21 protein-coding genes are annotated in these 24,039 nt (G+C 64.7%); 11 read left to right on the forward strand and 10 right to left on the reverse strand.

Translation table 11 applies throughout. The features are described 5' to 3' along the window. Nucleotides 1-521: 521 nt before the first annotated feature. The 4 genes from KHP60_RS05335 to ugpB form a co-directional block, all read right to left on the reverse strand. Complete coding sequence (locus KHP60_RS05335; RefSeq protein ID WP_213562529.1) at nt 522-1,598, reverse strand: sn-glycerol-3-phosphate import ATP-binding protein UgpC; 1,077 nt, start codon at nt 1,596-1,598, stop codon at nt 522-524. 115 nt (nt 1,599-1,713) lie between these two features. Next, nucleotides 1,714-2,559 carry a sn-glycerol-3-phosphate ABC transporter permease UgpE gene (ugpE, locus tag KHP60_RS05340; RefSeq protein WP_213562530.1) on the reverse strand — a complete coding sequence of 282 codons (846 nt, stop codon included), beginning with the start codon at nt 2,557-2,559 and terminating at the stop codon, nt 1,714-1,716. Continuing rightward, nucleotides 2,559-3,440, reverse strand: a complete 882-nt coding sequence (ugpA, locus tag KHP60_RS05345; protein WP_213562531.1) for a sn-glycerol-3-phosphate ABC transporter permease UgpA — start codon at nt 3,438-3,440, stop codon at nt 2,559-2,561. The genes ugpE and ugpA overlap by 1 nt, the downstream gene beginning before the upstream one ends. A gap of 126 nt (nt 3,441-3,566) precedes the next feature. Next, nucleotides 3,567-4,874 (reverse strand): sn-glycerol-3-phosphate ABC transporter substrate-binding protein UgpB, encoded by a 1,308-nt coding sequence (gene ugpB, locus KHP60_RS05350; RefSeq protein ID WP_409366256.1) that lies wholly within the window; start codon nt 4,872-4,874, stop codon nt 3,567-3,569. Nucleotides 4,875-5,081: 207 nt separating this feature from the next. Here ugpB and KHP60_RS05355 point away from each other — a divergent pair, with 207 nt between their 5' ends. Beyond that, nucleotides 5,082-5,804: a hypothetical protein gene (locus tag KHP60_RS05355; protein WP_213562533.1), complete on the forward strand. Its 723-nt coding sequence runs from the start codon at nt 5,082-5,084 to the stop codon at nt 5,802-5,804. Here the strand turns inward: KHP60_RS05355 and KHP60_RS05360 are convergent. Further along, complete coding sequence (locus KHP60_RS05360) at nt 5,801-7,009, reverse strand: FAD-binding oxidoreductase (protein WP_213562534.1); 1,209 nt, start codon at nt 7,007-7,009, stop codon at nt 5,801-5,803. The genes KHP60_RS05355 and KHP60_RS05360 overlap by 4 nt on opposite strands. Then, complete coding sequence (locus KHP60_RS05365; RefSeq protein WP_213562535.1) at nt 7,006-7,434, reverse strand: Lrp/AsnC family transcriptional regulator; 429 nt, start codon at nt 7,432-7,434, stop codon at nt 7,006-7,008. The genes KHP60_RS05360 and KHP60_RS05365 overlap by 4 nt, the downstream gene beginning before the upstream one ends. Nucleotides 7,435-7,548: 114 nt before the next feature. On the opposite strand from KHP60_RS05365, the gene KHP60_RS05370 reads away from it, so the two are divergent. The 3 genes from KHP60_RS05370 (at nt 7,549) to KHP60_RS05380 (ending at nt 12,449) form a co-directional block, all read left to right on the forward strand. After that, complete coding sequence (locus KHP60_RS05370; protein ID WP_213562536.1) at nt 7,549-8,682, forward strand: saccharopine dehydrogenase family protein; 1,134 nt, start codon at nt 7,549-7,551, stop codon at nt 8,680-8,682. A gap of 347 nt (nt 8,683-9,029) precedes the next feature. Further along, on the forward strand, nt 9,030-10,580 hold the full coding sequence (locus KHP60_RS05375) for an aldehyde dehydrogenase family protein (RefSeq protein ID WP_213562537.1): 1,551 nt from the start codon (nt 9,030-9,032) through the stop codon (nt 10,578-10,580). Nucleotides 10,581-10,769: 189 nt separating this feature from the next. After that, on the forward strand, nt 10,770-12,449 hold the full coding sequence (locus tag KHP60_RS05380) for a thiamine pyrophosphate-binding protein (protein ID WP_213562538.1): 1,680 nt from the start codon (nt 10,770-10,772) through the stop codon (nt 12,447-12,449). A 250-nt stretch (nt 12,450-12,699) separates the two neighbouring features. Here KHP60_RS05380 and tal read toward each other — a convergent pair whose 3' ends face one another. Both tal and KHP60_RS05390 read right to left on the reverse strand, forming a co-directional pair. After that, nucleotides 12,700-13,671, reverse strand: coding sequence for a transaldolase (tal, locus tag KHP60_RS05385; RefSeq protein ID WP_213562539.1), 972 nt, complete (start codon nt 13,669-13,671; stop codon nt 12,700-12,702). A gap of 69 nt (nt 13,672-13,740) precedes the next feature. Then, nucleotides 13,741-14,631, reverse strand: a complete 891-nt coding sequence (locus tag KHP60_RS05390; protein WP_213562540.1) for a LysR family transcriptional regulator — start codon at nt 14,629-14,631, stop codon at nt 13,741-13,743. Nucleotides 14,632-14,752: 121 nt separating this feature from the next. Here KHP60_RS05390 and KHP60_RS05395 point away from each other — a divergent pair, with 121 nt between their 5' ends. From KHP60_RS05395 to KHP60_RS05425, 7 genes are all read left to right on the forward strand, one after another. After that, on the forward strand, nt 14,753-16,249 hold the full coding sequence (locus tag KHP60_RS05395) for a CoA-acylating methylmalonate-semialdehyde dehydrogenase (RefSeq protein ID WP_213562541.1): 1,497 nt from the start codon (nt 14,753-14,755) through the stop codon (nt 16,247-16,249). 150 nt (nt 16,250-16,399) lie between these two features. Continuing rightward, nucleotides 16,400-17,551: an isobutyryl-CoA dehydrogenase gene (locus KHP60_RS05400; protein ID WP_213562542.1), complete on the forward strand. Its 1,152-nt coding sequence runs from the start codon at nt 16,400-16,402 to the stop codon at nt 17,549-17,551. Continuing rightward, nucleotides 17,548-17,919, forward strand: a complete 372-nt coding sequence (locus tag KHP60_RS05405; RefSeq protein ID WP_213562543.1) for a DUF5367 family protein — start codon at nt 17,548-17,550, stop codon at nt 17,917-17,919. The genes KHP60_RS05400 and KHP60_RS05405 overlap by 4 nt, the downstream gene beginning before the upstream one ends. A gap of 29 nt (nt 17,920-17,948) precedes the next feature. After that, on the forward strand, nt 17,949-18,350 hold the full coding sequence (locus KHP60_RS05410; protein ID WP_213562544.1) for a DUF4267 domain-containing protein: 402 nt from the start codon (nt 17,949-17,951) through the stop codon (nt 18,348-18,350). Next, complete coding sequence (gene mmsB / locus KHP60_RS05415) at nt 18,347-19,237, forward strand: 3-hydroxyisobutyrate dehydrogenase (protein WP_213562545.1); 891 nt, start codon at nt 18,347-18,349, stop codon at nt 19,235-19,237. Before KHP60_RS05410 ends, mmsB begins: the two co-directional genes overlap by 4 nt. Before the next feature lie 168 nt (nt 19,238-19,405). Next, a complete protein-coding gene (locus KHP60_RS05420; protein WP_213562546.1) occupies nt 19,406-20,617 on the forward strand; it encodes a peptide ABC transporter permease in 1,212 nt (403 codons plus the stop codon). A gap of 93 nt (nt 20,618-20,710) precedes the next feature. Further along, the gene (locus KHP60_RS05425) at nt 20,711-21,880 is read left to right on the forward strand and encodes a M20 aminoacylase family protein (protein WP_213562547.1); all 1,170 of its coding nucleotides are present in this window, start codon (nt 20,711-20,713) and stop codon (nt 21,878-21,880) included. Between the two features lie 68 nt (nt 21,881-21,948). Here KHP60_RS05425 and KHP60_RS05430 read toward each other — a convergent pair whose 3' ends face one another. Further along, nucleotides 21,949-22,668, reverse strand: coding sequence for a DUF4198 domain-containing protein (locus KHP60_RS05430; protein ID WP_213562548.1), 720 nt, complete (start codon nt 22,666-22,668; stop codon nt 21,949-21,951). Nucleotides 22,669-22,872: 204 nt separating this feature from the next. Continuing rightward, the gene (gene ribA / locus KHP60_RS05435) at nt 22,873-23,985 is read right to left on the reverse strand and encodes a GTP cyclohydrolase II RibA (protein ID WP_213562613.1); all 1,113 of its coding nucleotides are present in this window, start codon (nt 23,983-23,985) and stop codon (nt 22,873-22,875) included. Nucleotides 23,986-24,039 lie beyond the last annotated feature (54 nt).

Below are 24,039 nucleotides of genomic sequence, written 5' to 3' on the forward strand. Positions count from 1 at the left end.
GGACCGCTCCCCGCCCCACGCCTGCGACGCCTCGCGAGCGCGCCCCCCGTCGGGCCGGGATGAGCACCGGTCTAGCCCAGGTGATACACTGTGTTAAGAACAAAGTGAGAACATAACATCTCGCCTGATCACCCCCTCCACGTCATCACCTCCTCCACGTCATCACCGGCCTCGTGCCGGTGATCCCGATAAAGAGAAGCGCCGCGCCTCACAGCATCGGGATGGCCGGGTCAAGCCCGGCCATGACGGGGGCGGGTGTGACAAGGCGGGTGTAGGACGAAGGACAGTATGACCAAGGATCGCGTCATGCCCGTGTGCACACCCAGCGCAGGGGGACGGGAATCCACCCGCACAGCACCGGGGATCCCCGTCCCGGCCTGCCGCCGGGGATGCCGCCCGCTTCCGCTCTCGCGTATGGGAGAATGGAAAGAGCCGTATCCACGCGGCCCGCAAGGAATAAGGCCCCGGGGTACCCGGGACCTTTGGAAGGCTTCGTGTAAAAACCGGCCGCAGCCGGCCTGTCAGACTTTGCCGAGACGCTTCGTGGTCTGCGGGTCGAAGAGGTGCACGTTGGCCGGATCGACCGCGAGGGTCAGCTTGCGGGTGTCCGCCGGGATCTGGCCGGTGGAGGCCTGCACGACGAATTCGGCACCTGAGACCTTGCCATGGAAAAGCTGTGTCGCGCCGAGCTCCTCGACGAAGTCCACATCCATGGAGAGCGAGCTGGACCCGGCGCCGCCCGCCTGCACGTCCTCGGGACGCAAGCCCACCTCGATGGCCGAGCCGGGAGTGAGGCCGTCGCGCATATCGGCGACGCCGATCACCTGACCGCCAACCGATACGCGGCCGGGGCCTTCGACCTTGCCGGGCAGGATGTTCATGGGCGGCGAGCCGATGAAGGTGGCGACGAACCGGGTCTCCGGACGGCGGTAGACGTCGGATGGGGTGCCGACCTGCTCAATCTGGCCGCCGGACATCACCACCAGCTTGTCGGAGAGCGTCATCGCTTCGACCTGATCGTGGGTCACGTAGATCGACGTCACGCCGAGGGCCCGCTGCAGGCGCTTGATCTCGACGCGCATCTGCACGCGCAGCTTGGCGTCCAGGTTGGAGAGCGGCTCGTCGAAGAGGAAGACCTGCGGCTTGCGCACGATGGCGCGGCCCATGGCGACGCGCTGGCGCTGACCGCCGGAGAGCTGGCGCGGCTTGCGCGTGAGGAAGGACTCGATGGCGAGGATGCGGGCCGCCTCCTTCACGCGCTTCTCGATCTCGTCCTTCGGCGTACCGCGGTTCTTCAACCCATAGGCCATGTTGTCGTAGACGCTCATGTGCGGATAGAGCGCGTAGTTCTGAAACACCATCGCGATGTCGCGGTCGGCCGGCTCGACCTGGTTCACGACCCGGTCCCCGATCTTCACCTCGCCGTCGGAAATCGTCTCGAGTCCTGCGATCATGCGAAGAAGCGTGGACTTGCCGCAGCCGGACGGTCCGACCAGCACGCAGAAGGAGCCGTCCTCGATGCCGAGAGAGACGCCCTTCACGGCTTCCACATTGCCCGTATAGATTTTCCTGACCGTATCGAGGGTGACCCCTGCCATCGTTTTATTCCTTTTGACCGCTGCCCGCGCCGCCATGGGTACCGGGCGAAAATTTCAATGATGTGAGAGCGAGCCCTCCCGTGCCTGAAGGGAGGGCCCTGCGCGATTCCTCGCGTCACTTCTCCGTTTCGACGAGACCCTTCACGAAGAGCCTCTGCATGAAGATCACCACGAGCACCGGCGGCAGCATGGCCAGCACGGCCGTGGTCATCGCGATCTGCCACTCGGTCAGTGCATCGGTCGTCGTGATCATCTTCTTGATGCCGATGACGATGGTCTGCATCGAGCTCTTGGTCGTGATCAGCAGCGGCCAGAGGTACTGGTTCCAGCCATAGATGAACTGGATCACGAACAGCGCCGCGATCGTCGTCATGGAGAGCGGCAGGAGCGTGTCCTTGAAGAAGCGGAAGGCGCCCGCGCCATCGATCTTGGAGGCCTCCAGCAGCTCGTCCGGGATCGTCATGAAGAACTGGCGGAACAGCAGCGTGCCGGTGGCCGATGCGATCAGCGGCATGATCAAGCCCGTATAGGTATCCAGAAGACCGAGATCGGCGACGATCTTGTAGGTCGGATAGATACGCACTTCGACCGGCAGCATCAGCGTGATGAAGATGATCCAGAAGGCCGTCTTGCGGAACGGAAACTTGAAGTACACCACCGCATAGGCCGACAGGATCGAGATCAGGATTTTACCGATGGCGATGCCCAGCGCCATGATCATGGAATTGAGCATCATGCCGCCGACGGGTTCGCGCGCATGCACGCCGCCGTAGAACAGGGCGCGCGAATAGTTCTCGCCGGCCTGATCGCCGGGCGTCAAGGGCATGTTGCCGTTGATGATCGTGGCGGCGTCGAAGGTCGACGCCATGATCGCGAGATAGACGGGGAAGACCACGATGACGATGCCGAGGGCGAGCGTCAGATAGGCCATGAATTGGGTGAACGGACGATTCTCGACCATCAGTACTGCACCTTGCGCTCGACATAACGGAACTGGATGGCGGTGAGCGCGATCACGATGATCATCAGGATCACCGACTGCGCGGCCGAGCCGCCGAGATCGCCGCCGAGGCGGCCGTCCGCGTAAACCTTGTAGACGAGGGTCGTGGTCGTTCCGGCAGGACCGCCGCCCGTCACCGCATCGATGATGCCGAAGGTGTCGAAGAACACGTAGACGATGTTGACCACCAGAAGGAAGAAGGTGGTCGGCGACAGAAGCGGGAAGATCACGGTCCAGAAACGCCGCAGCGGGCCGGCCCCGTCGATGGCGGCAGCCTCGATGACGCTCTTCGGAATGGCCTGGAGCCCGGCGAGGAAGAACAGGAAGTTGTAGCTGATCTGCTTCCAGGTGGCGGAGAGCACGAGCAGCGTCATGGCGTGATTGCCGTTGAGCATCGGGTTCCAGTCGAGGCCGACCGCCTTGATCGGCCTCGAGAGGGTGCCGAGCGTCGGATGGAACATGAAGATCCACAGCACGCCCGCGATGGCAGGAGCCACCGCATAGGGCCAGATCAGCAGGGTCTTGAAGGCATGCCCCCCGCGCAGGTTCTTGTCGGCCTGGGTGGCGAGCAGCAGGGCGCAAGCCAGCGAGAAGAAGGCGACGAGAGACGAGAAGATCGCCGTCGTGACCATCGCCCGGTAATATTCGGGCTGCTCGAACAACGAGACGTAGTTTTCGAAACCGACGAATTCCGAGGAGAGGCCGAAGGCGTCTTCGCGCAGGAAGGATTGCCAGATGGCCTGGGAGGCCGGCCAGTAGAAGAAAATGACGGTGATTGCCATCTGCGGAACGATCAGCAGAAGCGGCAGCGTCCAACCTGAAAAATGAGCTCGTTTTTCCATCGCGTTTACGGCTGTCCGAGGATGGGGCAGATGACGGCGGCAACCGGTCTGCGAAGGTGGCTTATAAGATCATCCCGGGCAGCGTCTTGAGCTCCCCGGGATGAAAAGTGCAGATATCAGAACAGTTTAGCGAACAGTGCGCTCGAACTGACGGAGGATCTGGTTGCTGCGGGTCACAGCCGTGTCGAGAGCGTCCTTGGCGGGCTTCTGGCCAGCCAGGGCAGCTTCTATCTCTTCCGAGATCACGTCACGGATCTGGACCATGTTGCCGAAGCGCAGACCGCGGGAATTCTCGGTCGGCTCCTTGTTGGTCAGCTCCATCAGCGGAGTCTGGAGGACCGGGTTCTTCTCATAGAAGCCCGAAGCCTTGGTCTTCTCGTAAGCCGCCTTGGTGATCGGAAGGTAGCCCGATTCCTGGTGCAGCTTGGCCTGACGGTCCGTGTCGGACAGGAAGGTGAAGAACTTGGCCACACCCTTGTACTCGTCCGCCTTCTTGCCACCCATGACCCACAGGGAAGCGCCGCCGATGATCGAGTTCTGCGGGGCGCCCTGAGCGTCCGGATAGTAGGGCATCGGCACCGAGGTGAAGTCGAACTTCGCATTGGCCTTCACGTTGCCGTAGAAGCCCGACGAGGTCAGGAAGATCGCGCATTCGCCGGAGGTGAAGCGGCCTTCGCTCTTCGAGTCGCGGCCGGAATAGTCGTAGGTCTTGTCCTTCTGCAGATCGATGAGGTTCTGCAGGTGCTTCACGTGCAGCGGAGAGTTGAACTTCATCTCCGTGTCGAAGCCGTCGAGACCGTTGGCCTTGGTGGCCATCGGCACGTTGTGCCAGGCCGAGAACTGCTCGATGTTGGCCCAGCTTGCCCAGGCGTTCGAGAAGCCGCAGGTGTCGTGGCCGGCTGCCTTGAGCTTCTTGCCGGCTTCGAACACCTCGGGCCAGGTCTTCGGAATTTCGTTGACGCCGGCCTTCTTCAGCTCGTCCTTGTTGATCCACATGACCATCGAGGAGGAGTTGAACGGGAAGGAGAGCATCTCGCCCTTGGCCGTGGAGTAGTAGCCGGTGATCGCCGGCAGGTAAGCCTTGGGATCGAACTTCTCGCCGGCCTCGGCCATCAGCTGGTAGACGGGCTTGATCGCGCCGCGGGCGCCCATCATGGTCGCCGTGCCGACTTCGAACACCTGCAGGATGTGGGGAGCGTTGCCCGCGCGGAAGGCCGCGATGCCGGCATTGAGCGTATCGGCGTACTGGCCCTTGTAGCTGACGACGACCTTGTAGTCCTTCTGCGAATTGTTGAACTCTTCGGCAAGCTTGTTGACGACCTCGTTGTTGGCACCGGTCATGGCGTGCCACCACTGGATCTCGGTCTGCGCGAAGGCGGAGGTGCTCGTCGCCAGGCCGAGGGCCAGAGCGCCGAGGAGGGACTTCTTCATCATAGTAATCTCTCCCATGTCATCCCGTCGGGGACGTTCTTGTCGTTCATCACCCCTGCATTAAGGCCGGATGACGTTTCTATGACGAAAACATGACAATCATAGCCGGCTCCAAAATGGAAGCCCTTTCATCCAAAAGGCTTAATGGCACCCCCTGGGAACAGCTCCGAACTCCTCTTCGTTGAGGGAGTATCCCAACGGAAGAGACCCATGTCCCAGATGATCACTGCCCTGTTCAGGGATCCCGCCCAGGCCCGTCAGGCTCTTCAATCCCTGCTCGAGATGGGCATCGCCCAGAACCGAATCGTCGCTGTCGGCAACGCCGATGCCCGGGAGATCTCGTCGATCTCGGGCTTCCGCAGCCTCTCGGTCCGGGATGACGCGCTTGACGCCCTGCGCGACCTGAACCTGCCGGAATCCGACAAGCGGATCTTCGAGCAGGGACTTCACAGGCATCTCACCCTGATCGCCGCCCAGGTCGATCGGGACAATGCCGAGGAAGCCGCGCGCGTACTGGAGATGTTCGAGCCGGTCGATCTCGACGGCAGCAGCCGGGAATGGCTGAACGAAAGCGGCTCCGTCCGGACCGGAGCTGATGCGGGTGCGCCCCTCGGGGCCGGGATCACCGGCGGCTCGGGCGGCGGAACGACCACCACGAGCGCCCTGCCCGGCATGGGCCTGATGGCCGAAGGGGCGGACGATCTCGGCACCACGGACCTGAGGACGGACGAGTTCTCCCAGTCGAATCAGGGCTCGGACACGACCGTCGGCACCGGCTCTCGCCGCAGCGACGAGCGGGCCGACCGGGAAGGGGTCAACGAGCTTGCCGTCGACACCCGGCCCGATCCGGACCAGCCCGGCTTGATGCAGCGCCACATGAACCGGGGCGGCCGGGTCTGGGCTTATCGAACCTCCGAGGAGATGGGCCTTTAGATCACGTTCCGCTCGAGCAGCGGACGGTTGGCGAGAACGCGCTCGTAGCCCAGCTCTGACAGATCGAGCGTCCGGTAGCCGCCGTGGACGATCAGCTCGGCCAGGCCCCGCCCCACCGCCGGGGCCTGCTGCAGGCCGTGGCCCGAGAAGCCGTTGCAGAGGTAGAAGTTCCTGAACCCGCCGGCCAAGCCGATGATGGCATTGTGATCGAGCAGGCTCATGTCGTAGGGCCCGGACCAGGCACGGCCCGGCCTGATCGCCTCGAAGGCCGGCACGCGATGGGCGAGCGACGGCCAGATGAACTCCTCGAAGAACGAGTGATCGATCTCCTGGCTGGCGGGATCCTCGTCGAACCAGTCGGGATCGAGATCCGCTTCCGGCGAAGCGCCGCAGATGAAATGCCCGTCCCCTTCAGGCCGCACATAGGCGCCCGACGTGTCGATGAGCAGCGGGCAGTTCTCGACTGGTCCCTTGCACGAGAAGGTGAAGACGTAACGGCGCTTGGCCTGGACCGGAATGTCGAGCCCGGCCATGGTCGCGATCGCCCGTCCGCCGGAGCCGGCGCAGTTGGCGAGCGTGCCGCAGGCGATCCGCGTGCCGTCCTTGAGGCGCACGGCCACGATGGTGCCGCCGTCCCGCTCGATCTCGGCCACCTCGCCCTTCACATACTCGGCCCCGAGGGAGCGAGCCTTCTTGCGGAAGGCCTGAAGCAGGCCCCAGCCGTCGAACCAGCCTTCGCCCGAGCGCCCCCAGGTGCCGGCCGCGAGATCCTCCACGTTGAGCCAGGGGAAGCGCTCCTTCAGCGCCGCCGGATCCATATAAAGTATGTCGGCGCCCTCGGCCGCCTGAAGCGCGTGGTTCTCCGCCAGGATCGGCGCGCCGGCCTCCGAGGCGCAATAGAGATAGCCGCCTTCCTTCAGTCCGATCTCCGGCCGCTCGCCTTCCACGCCAAGACGGTCGCCGATGCTGCGCAGGAAATCGATGCCGTAGAGCGAGATGCGGATGTTCACCGCGCTCGAATATTGCTGGCGGATCGAGGCCGCCGAGAGGGCGGACGCCGAGAGCTGGTAGGTCGGATCCTTCTCGATGACGATGACGCGTCCCTTGAAGCCGGAATCGGCGAGGAGGTGATAGGCCGCGGAGGAGCCCATGACGGCACCGCCGACGATCACGACGTCGGCTGAAGGAGAGGCTGAAGAGGTCATCGTTCGAATTTCGTTGAGAGAATGATGGAGGATTGCGTGCGCTCCACCCCTTCGAGAGCGCCGATCTTGTCGATGGCGGCATCGAGGGAGGGAACGTCTTCAGCCTCTACCACCGCCAGCAGATCGAAGACACCCGCGACGGAATGAAGCGCGCGCAATTCTGGCATGCGCTGGAGCGCCGAGACGACACCGCCCGAAGCCTTCGGCGCCACGACGATGGTCACATGCGCCCGCACCATGCGGCCCGCGACCTCCTCGGCGAGGCGCAGGGTATAGCCGGCGATCACGCCGCGGCGCTCCAGGCTCTCGACCCGCGCCTGCACCGTCGTGCGGGAGAGTTTCAAGCGCCGCGCGGCCTCCGCATGGCCGATCCGGGCATTCTCCCGCAGAAGCGCAATCAAGGCACGATCCGTGGCATCGAGCATCAACCTGACCAGTCATAATGGCGATATGCCGAAATCTACTCGGCTTTCCGTCAGCTTGTCTATGGCGCTTTGCACGGCTTTGCCTTTTTCTCAGAGGATCACAGGGAGAACTCCATGCACTCGATCCTCGTCATCGGCGCCGGCAAGATCGGTTCCACCATTGTCGACATGCTTCATGAGACCGGCGACTACGACGTCACCGTTGCGGACGCATCCGCCGCCGCCCTCGAAGCGGTCGCCAAGGATGGCGTCAAGACGGTCGAGCTCGATTTCAGTGACGCGGTCGCCTTGCAGAATGCTCTCAAGGGACATTACGCTGTGCTCAGCGCCGCTCCCTATCACCTGACCAGTCACGTGGCGAAGGCCGCGCGCCTTGCGGACGTCAACTATTTCGACCTGACCGAGGACGTGGCCACGACCCGGATGGTGAAGGAACTGGCGGACGGCGCCGCCACGGCCTTCGTTCCGCAATGCGGGCTGGCTCCCGGCTTCATCTCCATCGTGGCCCACGACATCGCGAGCCGCTTCGACAAGCTCGACACCGTGCGCCTGCGCGTCGGCGCCCTGCCGCAATATCCCTCGAACGCCCTGTCCTATAACCTCACCTGGAGCACGGACGGCGTCATCAACGAATATATCGAGCGCTGCGAAGCGGTGGTCGACGGCAAGCTCCGCGAGGTTCCGGCCATGGAAGAGCTCGAGGAGTTCTCCCTCGACGGAACGCGCTACGAGGCCTTCAACACCTCCGGCGGCCTCGGCACCCTATGCGAGACGCTCGAAGGCAAGGTGCGCAACCTGAACTACAAGACCATCCGCTATCCCGGCCATTGCGCCCTCATGCGCGTCCTGCTCAACGACCTTCAGCTGCGCAACCGCCGCGAGGTCCTGAAGGACATCCTGGAGAACGCGGTACCCGCCACCATGCAGGACATGGTCATCGTCTTCGTCACCGTCACCGGTGAACGCGGCGGTCGCTATGTGCAGGAAACCTATGCCCGCAGTGTCTACGGCCAGAAGGTCGCCGGCATCCAGCGCACGGCGATCCAAGTGACCACGGCGGCGGGCATCTGCGCCATGCTCGACCTGCTGGTCGCGGGCAAGCTGCCGAAACAGGGTTTCGTGCGCCAGGAAGAGATCGATCTCGACGCCTTCCTCGCCAACCGCTTCGGCCGCGTCTATGCGGGCGAGCGCCTGGACGAGGGCCATGAGCCGGCGGTGAAGAGCATCCGTCTCGACGCAGTGGCATGAGGAAATGGGTGGAGAACCCGTTTTGATCGGGTCAGGGTGGGATGACACTGTCCTTGGCACACCCTCCCACGTCATGGCCGAGCTCGTCCCGGCCATCCCGATTGGAAAAGCAAGGCGTTTCACCTGATCGGGATCACCGGCACAGGGCCGGTGATGACGAGGTGGGATCCAAGCCAGGTTTTCGGGTTCTTTACAAAATGGCATGACCCTATTCGGGAAAAGCAGTTCCCAGGCTTCCCGGTCATGCATTAAGACGGTGGCATGAAAACCGCCGTCGTTTCGTTTCAACGACAAGCGAGGGCGGTGAGGCCAAATCGGCCTCAAGCCCGCATTCAGGGAGACCCAACATGACCGCGAGCCTGAAACCCGTATCCTCCGCGCCCGCCTCCGTCGCGGACGAGGCTCGCGCCATTCTCGCGCGGCTCGGCGTGCCGGAGAGCGCCTTCGCTTCCACCGGCCGCCCGGCGGTGTCCCCGATCACCGGCGAGGTGATCGCCCATGTGCGCGAGACCACGCCGGACGAGGCCAGAGCCGCGATCGGCCGGGCCGATGCCGCCTTCAAGACCTGGCGCAGGATCCCGGCGCCCAAGCGCGGCGAGTTCATCCGCCTTCTCGGCGAGGAACTGCGCGCCACCAAGGACGACCTCGGCCGTCTCGTGACCCTGGAAGCCGGCAAGATCGTCTCCGAGGGCCTCGGCGAGGTGCAGGAGATGATCGACATCTGCGATTTCGCGGTCGGCCTCTCCCGTCAGCTCTACGGGCTGACCATCGCGACCGAGCGGGCCGATCATCGCATGATGGAAACCTGGCATCCGCTGGGCGTCTGCGGCGTGATCTCCGCCTTCAACTTCCCCGTTGCGGTCTGGTCCTGGAACGCGGCTCTCGCTCTCGTCTGCGGCGACAGCGTGGTGTGGAAGCCCTCTGAAAAGACCCTCCTGACGGCGCTTGCCACGCACGCCATCGTCGAGCGTGCCGCCAAGCGCTTCGGCGGTGTGCCGGAGGGCCTCTGCGAGGTTCTCCTCGGCGGTCGCGACGTGGGTGAGATCCTTGTGAACGATCACCGCGTGCCGATTCTCTCCGCCACCGGCTCCACGGCCATGGGCCGTCAGGTCGGGCCGAAGCTCGCCGCGCGCTTTGCCCGCGCGATCCTGGAGCTCGGCGGCAACAACGCGGCCATCGTGGCGCCGTCCGCCGACCTCAATCTCGCGCTCCGCGGCATCGCCTTCGCGGCCATGGGCACGGCCGGCCAGCGCTGCACGACGCTGCGCCGTCTCTTCGTGCACGAGAGCGTCTACGATCAGCTCGTGCCGCGCCTCGCGAAGGTCTATGGCAGCGTGAAGATCGGCGACCCGCGCACTGAGGGCACGCTCGTCGGTCCGCTGATCGACAAGGCGGCTTTCGACGGCATGGAGCGCGCGCTCGACGAGGCTCGCGCAGCCGGCGGCAAGGTGCATGGCGGCGGGCGCACCACGGATGTGGCAAATGACGGTATCTACGCGCGTCCGGCGCTCGTTGAGATGCCGAGCCAGACCGGCCCGGTGCTGCGCGAGACCTTCGCGCCGATCCTCTACGTGATGCGCTATTCGGATTTCGACGAGGTGATCGCGCTGCACAACGCGGTCGGCGCTGGCCTCTCCTCTTCGATCTTCACGCTCAACCTGCGCGAGGCCGAAGCCTTCGTCTCGGCAGCGGGCTCCGATTGCGGCATCGCCAACGTCAATATCGGCCCCTCGGGCGCCGAGATCGGCGGAGCCTTCGGCGGCGAGAAGGAAACCGGCGGCGGCCGTGAATCGGGCTCGGATGCCTGGAAGGCCTATATGCGCCGTGCCACCAACACGATCAATTACGGCTCGACGCTTCCGCTCGCCCAGGGCGTGAAGTTCGACGTCGACGCCTGATCGTTCTGAACTACACCGACGGAGGGCGTTAGAGCATCGTGCGCAAAAGTGGATCCGGTTTTGCGCGCACAACGATGCTCTCATTAAAAAGAAGGCATCGGGTTGGATCCCAAAAGTGGCGTCCACTTTTGGGTCCGATGCTTTAGCTCTCCGTTTTCATATCCAGCCTCTTAACGATGCGAGCCTTCCATGACAGCGCCCTCCCGCACCGGCGGCCAGATTCTTGTCGATCAGCTGACTCTGCACGGAGTCGATCACATCTTCTGCGTTCCGGGCGAGAGTTACCTGGCGGCACTGGATGCGCTGCATGATGCGAGCATCAACGTCACCGTCTGCCGCCAGGAAGGCGGCGCGGCCATGATGGCCGAGGCCTATGGCAAGCTCACCGGCCGTCCCGGCATCTGCTTCGTCACCCGCGGCCCCGGCGCGACCAACGCTTCGCCCGGCATTCACATCGCCAAGCAGGATTCCACGCCGATGATCCTGTTCGTCGGCCAGATCGAGCGCGGCATGCGCGAGCGCGAGGCGTTTCAGGAGCTCGATTATCGCGCCGCCTTCGGTCCGCTCGCCAAATGGGCCACGGAAGTCGACGATCCGGCGCGGTTTCCCGAGATCGTTTCCCGCGCGTTCCATGTGGCGACCTCGGGCCGTCCCGGCCCGGTCGTGATCGCGCTGCCGGAAGACGTGCTGACCGAGATGGCAGCAGTGGTCGACGCGCCGCGTTATCAGATCATCGAAACACATCCGGGCCTGACGCAGATGGCGGAGCTGCAGAAGCTCCTGCATGGCGCGAAGAACCCGATCGCGCTGCTCGGCGGCAGCCGCTGGTCGGAAACAGCCGTGCAGCGCTTCGTGCGCTTTGCCGAGCGCTTCGAGCTGCCGGTCGCCTGCACCTTCCGCCGCCAGATGCTGTTTCCGGCCGATCATGCTTCCCACATCGGCGATCTCGGGCTTGGCGTGAATCCGAAGCTTCTGGCACGCATCAAGGACGCGGATCTCGTCCTGCTCATCGGCGGCCGCCTTTCCGAAGTGCCGAGCCAGGCCTACACGCTCCTCGACATTCCGGCACCCCAGCAGACACTGGTGCATGTGCATCCCGATCCGAGCGAGCTCGCCCGGGTCTATTCTCCGCATCTCGCCATCAACGCTTCGCCGATCGCCTTCACGGCGGCGCTCGAGGGCGTGCATCCGCCGGCTTCACTGCCCTGGAGCGAAGGCACGAAGACGGCGCATGCGGATTATCTGGCCTGGAGCGACCCGAGCGCCATCCGCCACGCCGGCGGCCTGCAGATGGGCGAGGTGATGGCGCATCTTCGCAAGGTGATGCCGTCCGACACGATCTTCTGCAACGGTGCCGGCAACTTCGCCACCTGGATCCATCGCTTCTGGCCCTTCCGCGAATACGGCACGCAGCTCGCCCCAACCTCCGGCTCCATGGGATACGGCGTGCCCGCGGCCGTCGGCGCCAAGCGCATCCGGCCCGACAGCCCCGTGGTGGTGTTCGCCGGTGACGGCGACTTTCTCATGAACGGCCAGGAATTCGCCACCGCCGTGCAGTATGACCTGCCGATCCTGGTGATCCTGCTCGACAACGGCATGTACGGCACGATCCGCATGCACCAGGAGCGCGAATATCCCGGCCGCGTCTCGGCAACTATGCTGAATAACCCCGACTTCGCGGCCTATGCCAAGGCGTTCGGCGGCTATGGCGAGCGGGTGACGTCGACGGAAGAGTTCGGCCCTGCCCTGCAGCGGGCGCTCACCTCCAGCAAGCCGGCGATCCTCCACTGCATCATCGATCCGGAAGTCATCACCCCGACCATGTCGCTCACGGCGATCCGCGAGAAGGCGCTGGCGGGAAAGAAGTAATGAGGCTCTGACAATGCGTCGTCCCGGACAGAGCGTAAGCGAAGATCCGGGATCGTGTGCAGAATGAGGCGCTTGCTTTCCGTCATCACCGGCCTCGTGCCGGTGATCTCGACTACGCAAGGCGCGGCGTTTCACATTATCGAGATGGCCGGGACACGCCCGGCCATGACGTGAAAGTCCTGGTCAGCGCTTTTCGCGTCTTGCAATCCCGGATCGGCTTATGCTGTCCGGGATGACGTTTCTTTCGATCTCAGGCCGCCTTCGCCTCGTCCAGCCGCTGCGCCACGAGCGTGCGCAGGGAGCGAAGATCCTTCACGAAGGAACGGATGCCCTCGGAAAGCTTTTCCGTCGCCATCGCGTCCTCGTTCAATGCGAAGCGGAAGCTCTTCTCGTCGAGGCGCGGCAGGGGCTGGATCGTCTCGACATTGTCGGGCGACAGCTTGCGCGGCAGCTCGCCTTGCGCATTCGCCAACTCGTCGAGGAGCGCGGGCGAGATGGTGAGGCGGTCGCAGCCGGCGAGCGCTTCGATCTCGCCGACGTTGCGGAAGGAGGCGCCCATCACCACGGTCTTGATGCCCCGCGCTTTATAGGAAGCATAGATCTTGCGCACGGAGAGCACGCCCGGATCGGTCTCGCCCGTGTAGGGGCCGCCGCCGGCCTTCACGTGCCAGTCGAGGATGCGCCCGACGAAGGGCGAGATCAGGAACACGCCCGCCTCCGCACAGGCCTGGGCCTGCACCTGGCTGAACAGGAGCGTGAGATTGCAGTCGATGCCTTCCTTCTCGAGGATCTCGGCGGCGCGGATGCCCTCCCAGGTGGAGGCGATCTTGATCAGGATCTTCTCGCGTCCGATCCCGCGCTCCTCGTAAGCCTTGATGATGGCGCGCGCCTTGGCAACACTCGCCTCGGTGTCGAAGGAGAGATCCGCGTCCACCTCCGTCGAGACGCGGCCGGGCACGATGTTCGCAAGCTCGGTGCCGAAGGCCACCGCCAGCCGGTCGCAGACCGCCGCCACCACGCCTTCGGGGCTCCCGCCCTGGGTCCGGCCCCAGGCCAGGGCCTCCTCGATGATGTGGCCGTAGGCCGGGGTCTCGACCGCCTTCAGCAGCAGGGTCGGGTTGGTGGTGCAGTCCTGGGGCTTCAGGCGGCGCACCGCATCGAGGTCGCCGGTATCGGCAACGACGACCGTCATGGCGCGCAATTGGTCGAGCTTGGAGGGCATCGGGATCTCCGTGGGTTGTCCTTTGACGTCTGACTTAGTCCCATAAGGTACTCGCGTGAAGGGCAAGCGTCAGACAAAAAGCCCCCGGTTGGCCCGCACCCGGCTCAGGATGAAGGAATAGACCTCCTCCACCCGGCGCAAGGACCGCACATCGGCATGGGTGACGAGCCAGTAGGTGCGAAGATACGACACCTCGGGCAGCACGACCTGGAGCTCCGGGAACTGCCGCACCGCGTAATCGTGCAGGATGCCGATGCCGACACCGGCCCGCACCGCCTCGGCCTGAGCCATCACGCTGGCGCACTCGAATCGGCGGGCGGTGTGTTTCTCGAGCGCCGAAAAGTAATCGAGCACGGGGCTGTAGAGCAGGTCGGCCACATAGGTGACCAGGGTCTTGTCCGTCAGGTCGGACAGCTCCGTCACCGGCCCGTGCCGCTTGAGATATTCCTGGGACGCGTAGAGCCTGAGGCGGTAATCGGTGAGCTTGCGCGAGACGAGGCGACCTTCCGTCGGCTGTTCCAGGGTCACGGCGATGTCGGCCTCGCGCTTGGAGAGCGAAAAGGTGCGCGGCAGCGCCACGAGCTGCAGGGTGAGGCCCGGATGCCGTTCGGCGAGCGCGCCGAGTTCAGGCGCGAGGAAATAGGTGCCGATCCCGTCCGGCGCGCCGATGCGCACGGTGCCCGAGAGAGCAAGGTCCGCTCCACCGAGCTCACTTGCGACCGCGAGTGCCTGGGTCTCCATGCTCTCCGCATGCTTGAGCAGTCGCTCACCCTGTTCGGTCAGGGTGTAGCCCTGAGGGCTGCGCTCGAACAGCTTGGCCTTGAGCGCCGCCTCCAGGGCCGAGATGCGACGGGACACGGTGGTGTGGTCCGCCTCGAGCTGGCGAGCGGCGGCGGTAAGTCGCCCGGCGCGGGCGACGGCGAGGAAAAAGCGGAGATCGTCCCAATCGAATGCGCTCATGCCCGTGTTCCTGCCGTATTGGCATTTTCGCACAACGGTGCTTTGGTTTCACCCATAGTCGTGCGATTTCAACAATGATAGAAGGAGACCACGAAAAACACCCTTGAGGAGGAGAGACGCCATGCGCGAGGTCGGACATTTCATCGGCGGCAAGCAGGTTCCCGGCAAGTCGGGACGCAGCACCGAATTCTTCCAGCCCATGACCGGCGAGGTCCTCGGCCGGGTCGCGCTCGCCTCCAAGGACGAGCTGCATCAGGCGGTCGAGAACGCCAAGGCCGCGCAGCCGGCCTGGGCCGCCACCAATCCGCAGCGCCGCGCCCGCGTGATGATGAAATTCCTCGAACTCATCGCCAAGGAAACCGATACGCTCGCCGAGATGCTCGCCCGCGAGCACGGCAAGACCATTCCCGACGCGAAGGGCGACATCCAGCGCGGCGTCGAGGTGGCCGAATTCTGCACCGGGATTCCGCACCTCCTGAAGGGCGAGTTCACCGAGGGCGCCGGCCCCGGCATCGACATGTATTCGATCCGCCAGCCGCTCGGCGTCGTTGCCGGCATCACGCCGTTCAACTTCCCGGCCATGATCCCGCTATGGAAGCTCTCGCCCGCCATTGCCTGTGGCAATGCCTTCATCCTCAAGCCCTCCGAGCGTGACCCGGGCGTGCCGATGCGCCTCGCCGAGATCATGATCGAGGCGGGTCTCCCGGCGGGCATCCTCAACGTGGTCAACGGCGACAAGGAAGTGGTGGACGCGATCCTCGACGATCCGGACATCAAGGCGGTGGGCTTCGTCGGCTCCTCGCCGATCGCCCAGTACGTCTATTCCCGCGCCACGGCGAACGGAAAGCGCGCGCAGTGCTTCGGCGGCGCCAAGAACCACATGATCATCATGCCCGACGCCGACCTCGACCAGGCGGCCGACGCGCTGATCGGTGCCGGCTACGGCTCGGCGGGCGAGCGCTGCATGGCGGTCTCGGTCGCGGTGCCGGTCGGCAAGGCCACGGCGGACGCGCTCATGGACAAGCTGATCCCGCGCGTCGAGAGCCTGAAGGTCGGCCCCTCCACCGATCCGTCCGCCGATTTCGGCCCGATGATCACCAAGGCCCACATGGAGAAGGTGCGCTCCTACGTCGATCTCGGCGTCCAGGAAGGCGCCAAGCTCGTGGTCGACGGCCGCGACTTCAAGATGCAGGGCTACGAGAACGGCTTCTACATGGGCGGCTGCCTCTTCGACGATGTGCGCCCCGACATGCGGATCTACAAGGAAGAGATCTTCGGGCCCGTCCTCTCGGTCGTGCGCGCCAAGAACTACGACGAGGCCCTGCGCCTGCCCTCCGACCACGAATACGGCAACGGCGTCGCGATCTACACCCGCGACGGCGACGCCGCCCGCGACTTCGCCTCCAAGGTGAACGTGGGCATGGTGGGCATCAACGTGCCGATCCCAGTGCCGCTGGCCTATTACACCTTCGGCGGCTGGAAGGCCTCGGGCTTCGGCGACCTCAACCAGCATGGGCCGGACGCGGTGCGCTTCTACACCAAGACCAAGACCGTCACCTCCCGCTGGCCCTCCGGCATCAAGGAAGGCGCGGAATTCTCCATTCCGACGATGAAGTAAGCACAAGCGCGATGGCCGGGACATGGATCCCGGCCATTTGCTTTTCGGGGCCGCATCTTTTTGCAGGTGACCTGAGACCACTTCGCCGAAAGGTGCTCTAGATCGAAAGTCATGGTTGCCCAAAACCCCTCTGGCATGACGATTGAGGCTATGACCCAGTTCTCCCTCACCGACGATCAAATCGCCGTTCGCGACATGGCGCTGGCCTTCGCGGCGGACAATCTCGCCCCCCACGCCCTCGAATGGGACGAGAAGAAGCATTTTCCCGTGGATGTGATGCGCGAGGCCGCAAGCCTCGGTATGGCAGCGATCTACACCCGCGACGATGTGGGTGGGTCGGGGATGACGCGGCTCGACGCGGCGCTGATCTTCGAGGCCCTCGCCACCGGCTGCCCGGCCATCTCGGCATACCTGTCGATCCACAACATGGCGACGTGGATGATCGACCGCTACGGCTCGGAGGAACAGCGCCAGCGCTACATCCCGCGCCTCTGCACCATGGAACTGATCGCGAGCTATTGCCTGACCGAGCCGGGCTCGGGCTCGGACGCGGCCGCGCTCAAGACCAGGGCCGTGCGCGACGGTGACCATTACATCGTCAACGGCGTCAAGCAGTTCATCTCGGGCGCCGGCACCTCGGACATCTACGTGACCATGGTGCGCACGGGCGAGGACGGCCCCTCGGGCATCTCGACCCTCGTGATTGAAAAGGACATGCCCGGCGTATCCTTCGGCGCGCAGGAGAAGAAGATGGGCTGGAACGCGCAGCCCACCGCCGCCGTGATCTTCGAGGATGTGCGCGTGCCCGTCGCCAACGGGCTCTCGGACGAAGGCATGGGCTTCAAGATCGCCATGTCGGGCCTCGATGGGGGACGGATCAACATTGGCGCCTGCTCACTGGGCGGCGCTCAGGCGGCGCTGGACAAGGCGCTCGCCTATACGGGCGACCGCAAGGCCTTCGGCAAGCGCATCGCGGATTTCCAGGCGCTGCAGTTCAAGCTCGCCGACATGGCGACCGAACTCGAAGCGGCACGCACCTTCCTGTGGCGCGCGGCCTCTGCCCTCGACGCCAAGGCGCTCGATGCCACGAAGCTCTGCGCCATGGCCAAGCGCATGGCGACCGATGTGGGCTTCCAGGTGGCGAACGATGCCCTGCAGCTCCATGGCGGCTACGGCTATCTCGCCGATTACGGCGTCGAGAAGATCGTGCGGGACCTGCGCGTGCATCAGATCCTTGAGGGCACTAACGAGATCATGCGCCTGATCGTGGCGCGCGATCTGGTGGGACGCGGCAACAGATGACGGTGAAACCGCTCGGCCTTGGCTTCGTCATCGCCGCAGCGATCTTCGCGCTGTTCTGGCTTGCAGGTCCGTGGTTCTTCCAGGAGGGACGCCGACCGTTCCAGCTCAACTTCACAGCGGGAGCCGCGCTCGGTCTGGGATTAGGGCTGTCGATCGATCGCATCCTGCGCGTGCCACGAAAAGCTGCCAGCCATGTCATGGGTCTGGCGGCTGTTCCGGGCATGCTGATCATGGCCGCCGTGGGTTCGCATTTCGCAGTCTTTTTCCCGCGGCTCGATCCTGGCCTCGACAAGGTCTTCGGATCCCTGATGCTGTGGTTCTACGGCTTCGCGCTCAGCGGAGCCCTGTGGGCGGCGCGACGCGCATGACGGCCGGGAGCGAACCATCGGGATTGCCTTTGCACGAGCCGAGCACGTGGCTCGTATTCGCCCTGTCGGGCGTGTTCGTGGTCCTGGGGCTGCTGTTCATCCTCGCGCCGCGCGCCGGGGCGGCGCTCTTCGGAATCGCCGCGCCTGAAGGGCCGGGCCTGTCCTATGTCTCGGCCATCGGCCTGCGCGATCTCGCCTTCGGGGCGTATCTTGCCGCCCTGTCGCGCCTCACTATGCACCGCGCGGTGGGCACGGTGCTTGGGCTCACGGTGCTCATTCCTATCGGCGACGTCATCCTCGTTTTTCTGGAGCGGGGCTTCGAGAGTCCCAAACATCTCTTGCTGCATGCCGGCAGCGGCATCGTCATGGCAGGCAGCGCGCTTTGGCTGCTCGCTCAAGCATCAAACGACAACAAGGGAGTGATCTCATGACCACCATCGCCTTCATCGGCCTCGGCAACATGGGCGGGCCCATGGCCGCCAACCTCGTCAAGGCCGGGCACAGCGTCACCGGCTTCGACCTTTCGCCCGCCTCCTGCGATCAGGCGCGCAGCGACGGCGCGAACATTGCCGCCTCCACGGTCGATGCCGTGAGGGATGCGGAGATCGTCGTCACCATGCTGCCGGCCGGCAAGCACGTGCTTTCGGTCTGGACCGACATCCTGCCTTCGGTGAAGGAGGGTACGCTGCTCATCGACTGCTCCACTGTCGATGTGGAGAGCGCGCGCAAGGCGCATGCCCTGGCAGGCGAGCAGGGCCGCGACCTGCTGAGCCTCGATGCGCCGGTGTCCGGAGGCGTCGGCGGCGCGAAGGGTGCCACGCTCACCTTCATGGCGGGCGGCGCCAAGCCCGCGTTCGATCGGGCCGAGCCAATCCTCTCGAAGATGGGCAAGAAGGTCGTCCACTGCGGCGAGGCCGGCGCGGGCCAGGCGGCGAAGATCTGCAACAACATGATCCTCGGCATCTCGATGATCGGCGTGGCCGAGGCCTTCGTGCTCGGCGAAAAGCTCGGGCTGTCGCATCAGGCGCTGTTCGATGTCGCCTCGACATCCTCGGGCCAGTGCTGGTCGCTCACCACCTATTGCCCGGTGCCCGGCCCCGCGCCGGCCTCGCCCGCCAACAACGGCTACAAGCCCGGCTTCGCGGCGGCGCTGATGCTCAAGGACCTGAAGCTGGCGCAGGAGGCGGCCCTCGCCTCGGGAGCCTCGACACCGTTGGGCGCGGAAGCGGCCCAGCTCTATGCCCTGTTCAACAATGCCGGACACGAGGGCGACGATTTTTCCGGCATCATCAACTTCATCCGGGGACAGAAGGGGTAAGAACCTTCCCCACGTCATCACCGGCCCTGTGTCGGTGATGACGAAGGAGGGCATGCTCTCCCGAAAGCCACAAGGGCTGCGATGTGTTGCATCGCACCTACAGCTTTTGGCGCTCTCGTCCGTTACGCTTTCCGCTCCTGATCACTCAACCGCCGATTGCCCGCCTCCATGATCCGCTCCGTTTCCCAGACGGCCAATCCCTCAGCCGATGCCGCCGCCATGCTGCGGCGTCTCGGCTTTGCGATCCTGTTCTTTGCCGTGCCCCTGGCTGCCCTTTTCACGCGGCGCGCACTGGTGGTGATGGCGCCTCTCGCGGTCATTCTCCTCGTCCTCGCCTCGGTGCTCGACGGAAGCGCGAGGCATGCCTGGGATAAGCTCACCGCGCTTGCCGCCTCTGCGGGCGGAGTGGCCGGGCTGGTCCTGCTGTTCTGGGCCGGGCTGTCCCTGGTCTGGACCCCCTTTCTGCCCCAGGCCTCCGAGAGGCTTCTCAACATCATCGGCATGGCCCTCATGGGACTGGGCGGGTATCTCGCCATTCCCGAGCGCATGCGCTCGGCCAACCTGTATCTTCTTCCCGTCGGCGTCGGTCTTGCGGCCCTGATCGCCATTTCCCTGACGATCACCGGCGGCAGCCGCATCGACCCGGAAGGCCTGAGCCTGGAGCGCGGCATGCTCATGCTCGTTCTGCTGCTCTGGCCTGCCATCGCCTGGCTCCATTCCCGCGGGCGCAACCTGGAAGCCATCGGGCTGGCCCTCGCCGTCGGGGTCTGCTCCCTCCTCACGCGTGACGGCCTGCCTCTCTACGGCCTGGCCGCAGGCGCCGTCGTCTTCGTCATCACGGCGTGGAATCCGGTCTTCGGCTCCCGCCTGACCGGATTCGTCATGGCGGGCCTTCTGCTGTTCGCTCCGGTCCTTCCCTTCATCCTGAAGCCCGTGGCGGCCGGCCTGCTCGGTGCGAACTCCCCGACGGCCCTCGGTCTGGAGGTATGGCGCCGGGTCATACTCGAAGAGCCGCTGCGGCTTCTGACGGGACACGGCCTGGAGACCGCCCTGCGCGGCCGCTTCTTCGGACTGGTTCCAGCGAGCGCGCCATCCACCCTGCTGTTCGAGATCTGGTACGAACTCGGACTTGTGGGCGCGGCAGCCGGCAGCGTTCTTTTGTATCAGGCGGTCATCGGTGCGAAGAGCCACCGCGCCAGCGTGGCACCCGGCATCATGGCCGCGTTCGCGTGCGCCTACACCCTGGGCTGCCTCGGCATCGGCACCGCGCAGGTCTGGTGGTTCACGGCGCTCGTGGTTCTGGTGCTGATCTTCGTCGCCATCGAGCGCGGCCAATTCCGCACGAAGCGTCCCAAGGCGGTCCTGCGCCGCACGGTCTGACGGTTTCGCTCTTCCTCGCGGAGAAGGATTGACGGGAAGGCCCTGCCTCTGCTTGGCTGACGGCTTCCGGATTCTCAAGCCCGAGGAATATCCATGCCGATCATCAACCGCGTCGCCGATCTTGCCGATGAAATCACTGCCTGGCGCCGCGATTTCCATGAAAATCCGGAGCTCCTGTTCGACGTGCATCGCACGGCCGGCATCGTGGCGGAGAAGTTGAAGAGCTTCGGCTGCGACGAGGTCGTGACCGGCCTCGGACGGACCGGCGTCGTCGGCGTGATCAGGGGCCGCTCGAACAATTCAGGCAAGGTGATCGGTCTTCGCGCCGACATGGACGCGCTGCCCATCGAGGAGGCGACGGACGTTGCGCACAAGTCCAAGGTGCCCGGCAAGATGCATGCCTGCGGCCATGACGGCCACACGGCGATGCTGCTCGGGGCTGCGAAGTATCTGGCAGAGACGCGCAATTTCGACGGCACGGCCGTGGTGATCTTCCAGCCGGCCGAGGAAGGCGGCGGCGGCGGCAACGAAATGCTGAAGGACGGCCTGATGGAGCGTTTCGGCGTGCACGAGGTCTATGGCATGCACAACATGCCGGGCATTCCTGTCGGCCAGTTCGCCATCCGCCCCGGCCCGATGATGGCCGCGGCGGACCGTTTCACGATTCACATCGAAGGCAAGGGAGGCCACGCGGCACGTCCGCATGACTGCATCGATCCGGTGGTCGTGTCGGCTCACGTGATCACGGCACTGCAGACCATCGCCTCGCGCAGCGCCGATCCGCTCGATTCGGTGGTGGTCTCCGTCTGCACCGTTAGGGCAGGCGACGCCTTCAACGTTATTCCGCAGACCGCGATGCTTCTCGGCACCGTGCGCACCCTGTCTCCGGAAGTGCGCGACCTCGCCGAGACCCGCATCCGCGCCATCGTCGAGAATGTCTGCGCCGCCTTCGGGGCCAAGGCCGAGGTCGATTACGACCGCGGCTACCCGGTCACCATGAACGATCCGGACAAGACCGAGTTCATGGCCAATGTCGCCCGCGCTGTCGCCGGCGAGAACGCCATCGACACCACCATCCCGCCGCTCATGGGCGCAGAGGATTTCTCCTACATGCTGGAGCAGCGTCCGGGCGCCTACATCTTCCTCGGCAACGGCGACACGGCCGGCGTCCATCATCCGGCCTACGACTTCAATGACGAGGCGAGCCCCTACGGGGTCTCGCTCTGGGCGAAGATCGTCGAAACCGGCATGCCGGCCCGGTAATAAAATGGCTGGCCACGCGTGAGGCCAGCCTTCAAGCATCATAGGACTGCTGTGAGATAGCCGAAGGATCAGTCCTCGCCATGCGGGAGGGTGAAGGAGAGGGTCGCGAAATAGCTCGTTTGATCGATCTCGGCGTTGTTGGGCATGCTCTTTGCATAAGAGACGCCGATCACGTTGAGTCCGTCGTTGCGAACGAAGAGCGTCACCTTTCCGTCCGCATCAGTCTTGGTGCTCTGGGCATGGCCGTCGTTCACGTAGTCGACGTAGAGCGGGAGGCCCGCGAGCGGCTTTCCGCCCGAAAAGACCTGGACGGGAAGATCGTCGCCCATCTTCAGGCTCAGAGGGTCCACGAGAGGCACGATCTCAAGGCCTAAGCCTCTCGGCTTGAGAGGAGCCCCTGTCTTCAGGATCGTCGTGTTGATCTTAATGGAGTGGCTCGCCGACTGCGCGTCCGTCACTTGGCTTTTCGGCTTGTTGACCGACTTTCCGTCAGCTCCTTTCGTCCAGACGCCGTTGTCGAAGGCCACGGTCAGAGCCACCGCATCCGGCGCAGGGTCGATCAATGCATTTTTCGCCTGATGCAGGATCCTGCTGTCCCTTGTCTCTCCAGACGCCAAGTGTGAGACGGCGCTCTTCACCTTCCCCGGCTCGTAGGCGTCGTCCCCGGCGCCGTGGCCGTAGACGACCGCGAGGTCTCCGTGCCGTTGTGCCGTCCAGATCCCGTGGGCATGGGCGGCGTTCGTCAGAGCCCCGGCAGCAGCAATGGCAAGTGATATTCGGCGCAGCATTGGTCGATGTCTCCTCACATTCAAGAGCTACGTATAGTATACTATACGGAAGCAATCCGGGCCGCAAGGATAGGGGATGTCTAGGAAATTACCTCATTAACATCAGGCAGTTATCGCGACATCGCCCTATGTGATGCCCGCGTGAATCCACAGAAGTCTTTCGACCCTGCTGGTGATCAGACGCCATGTCGGATAGGGGAGTCCTCAGTCCTTGTTCGAGCAGGCGAGCATGCCCTCGAGGTCGATGTAATGACCGGCACGGTCGCGCTTGGCGGCCAGGTAGCTGACATTCTCCGCCGTCGGCCGCCCCAGCACGCGGTGATCGGAAATCACCTCGAGGCCGGCCTTCGCCAGCGCCGCGATCTTCTCGGGGTTGTTGGTCATCAGGCGGACCTTGCCGACACCGAGCTCCTGCAGCATCGCGGCGGCGAAATCGAAGCGGCGCTGATCGGCCTCGAAGCCCAGAACCTCGTCGGCATCGTAGGTGTCGTAGCCCTGCGACTGCAGCTTGTAGGCGCGGATCTTGTTGGCAATGCCGTTCCCGCGTCCCTCCTGGTCGAGATAGAGCAGGATGCCGCCTTCGCTCGAGGCCATGAAGCGCACGGTCTCGCGCAGCTGGTCGCCACAATCGCATTTGAGGCTGCCGAAGAGATCGCCCGTGAGGCAGGCCGAGTGCAGCCGCACGGTCACCGGCTTCGAGAGATCCGGTTTGCCGACGACGATCGCCACCTGATCGCGCAGGCCCTCGCCGCCACGGAACACCACGAACTCGCTGGTGGGAGCGCCCTCCAGCGGCACCGGCGCCCGGCTGACGATCTTCAGGTCCGCCGCCTTGGCGCGGCGGTAGCCGCGAACGGCTTCGCCCGCCACGCGCACGAGCGACGGGGCGATCTCGATGCCTTTCGCCAGCGGCACTACGATCACGGCCGGCAGGACGAGCGACAGGCGGGCCAGTTCCAGCGCTTCGCCGTCCAGTTCGTCGGTGGGGCGGACCGGAGCGTCGATGCGACCATCGACCTTGAGCGCCAGAGCTTCCACCCGTTTCCGGTCCACCACCGGCAGGGCCATTCGCCCGGGGACCTCGCGCTCGAGGCCGACGCGGCGCAGCCTTGCCGCCGGCAGGACGAGATGGGCGTGTCCGCCCGCAACGGCTTCGATCTCGAGGGCCATGGCCTCGTCCAGGTTCTCGACGCCGACCACGAGCGCGCTGCCCTCGGCCCCGTCGATCACCACGGGACGGGCGCTGCGAAACTCCATGATGGCCCGCTCGACCGAGGTCGTGGCGGGATTGTCGGACAGGCTCAAGGTCAGGCGCATCATCGAAAACTCAAGAAAAACGGCCTCAAATCCGGCAGATCAGGGGTCTTTGGG

The sequence above is a fragment of the Microvirga sp. 3-52 genome, from assembly GCF_018383585.1.
Taxonomy (GTDB): domain Bacteria; phylum Pseudomonadota; class Alphaproteobacteria; order Rhizobiales; family Beijerinckiaceae; genus Microvirga.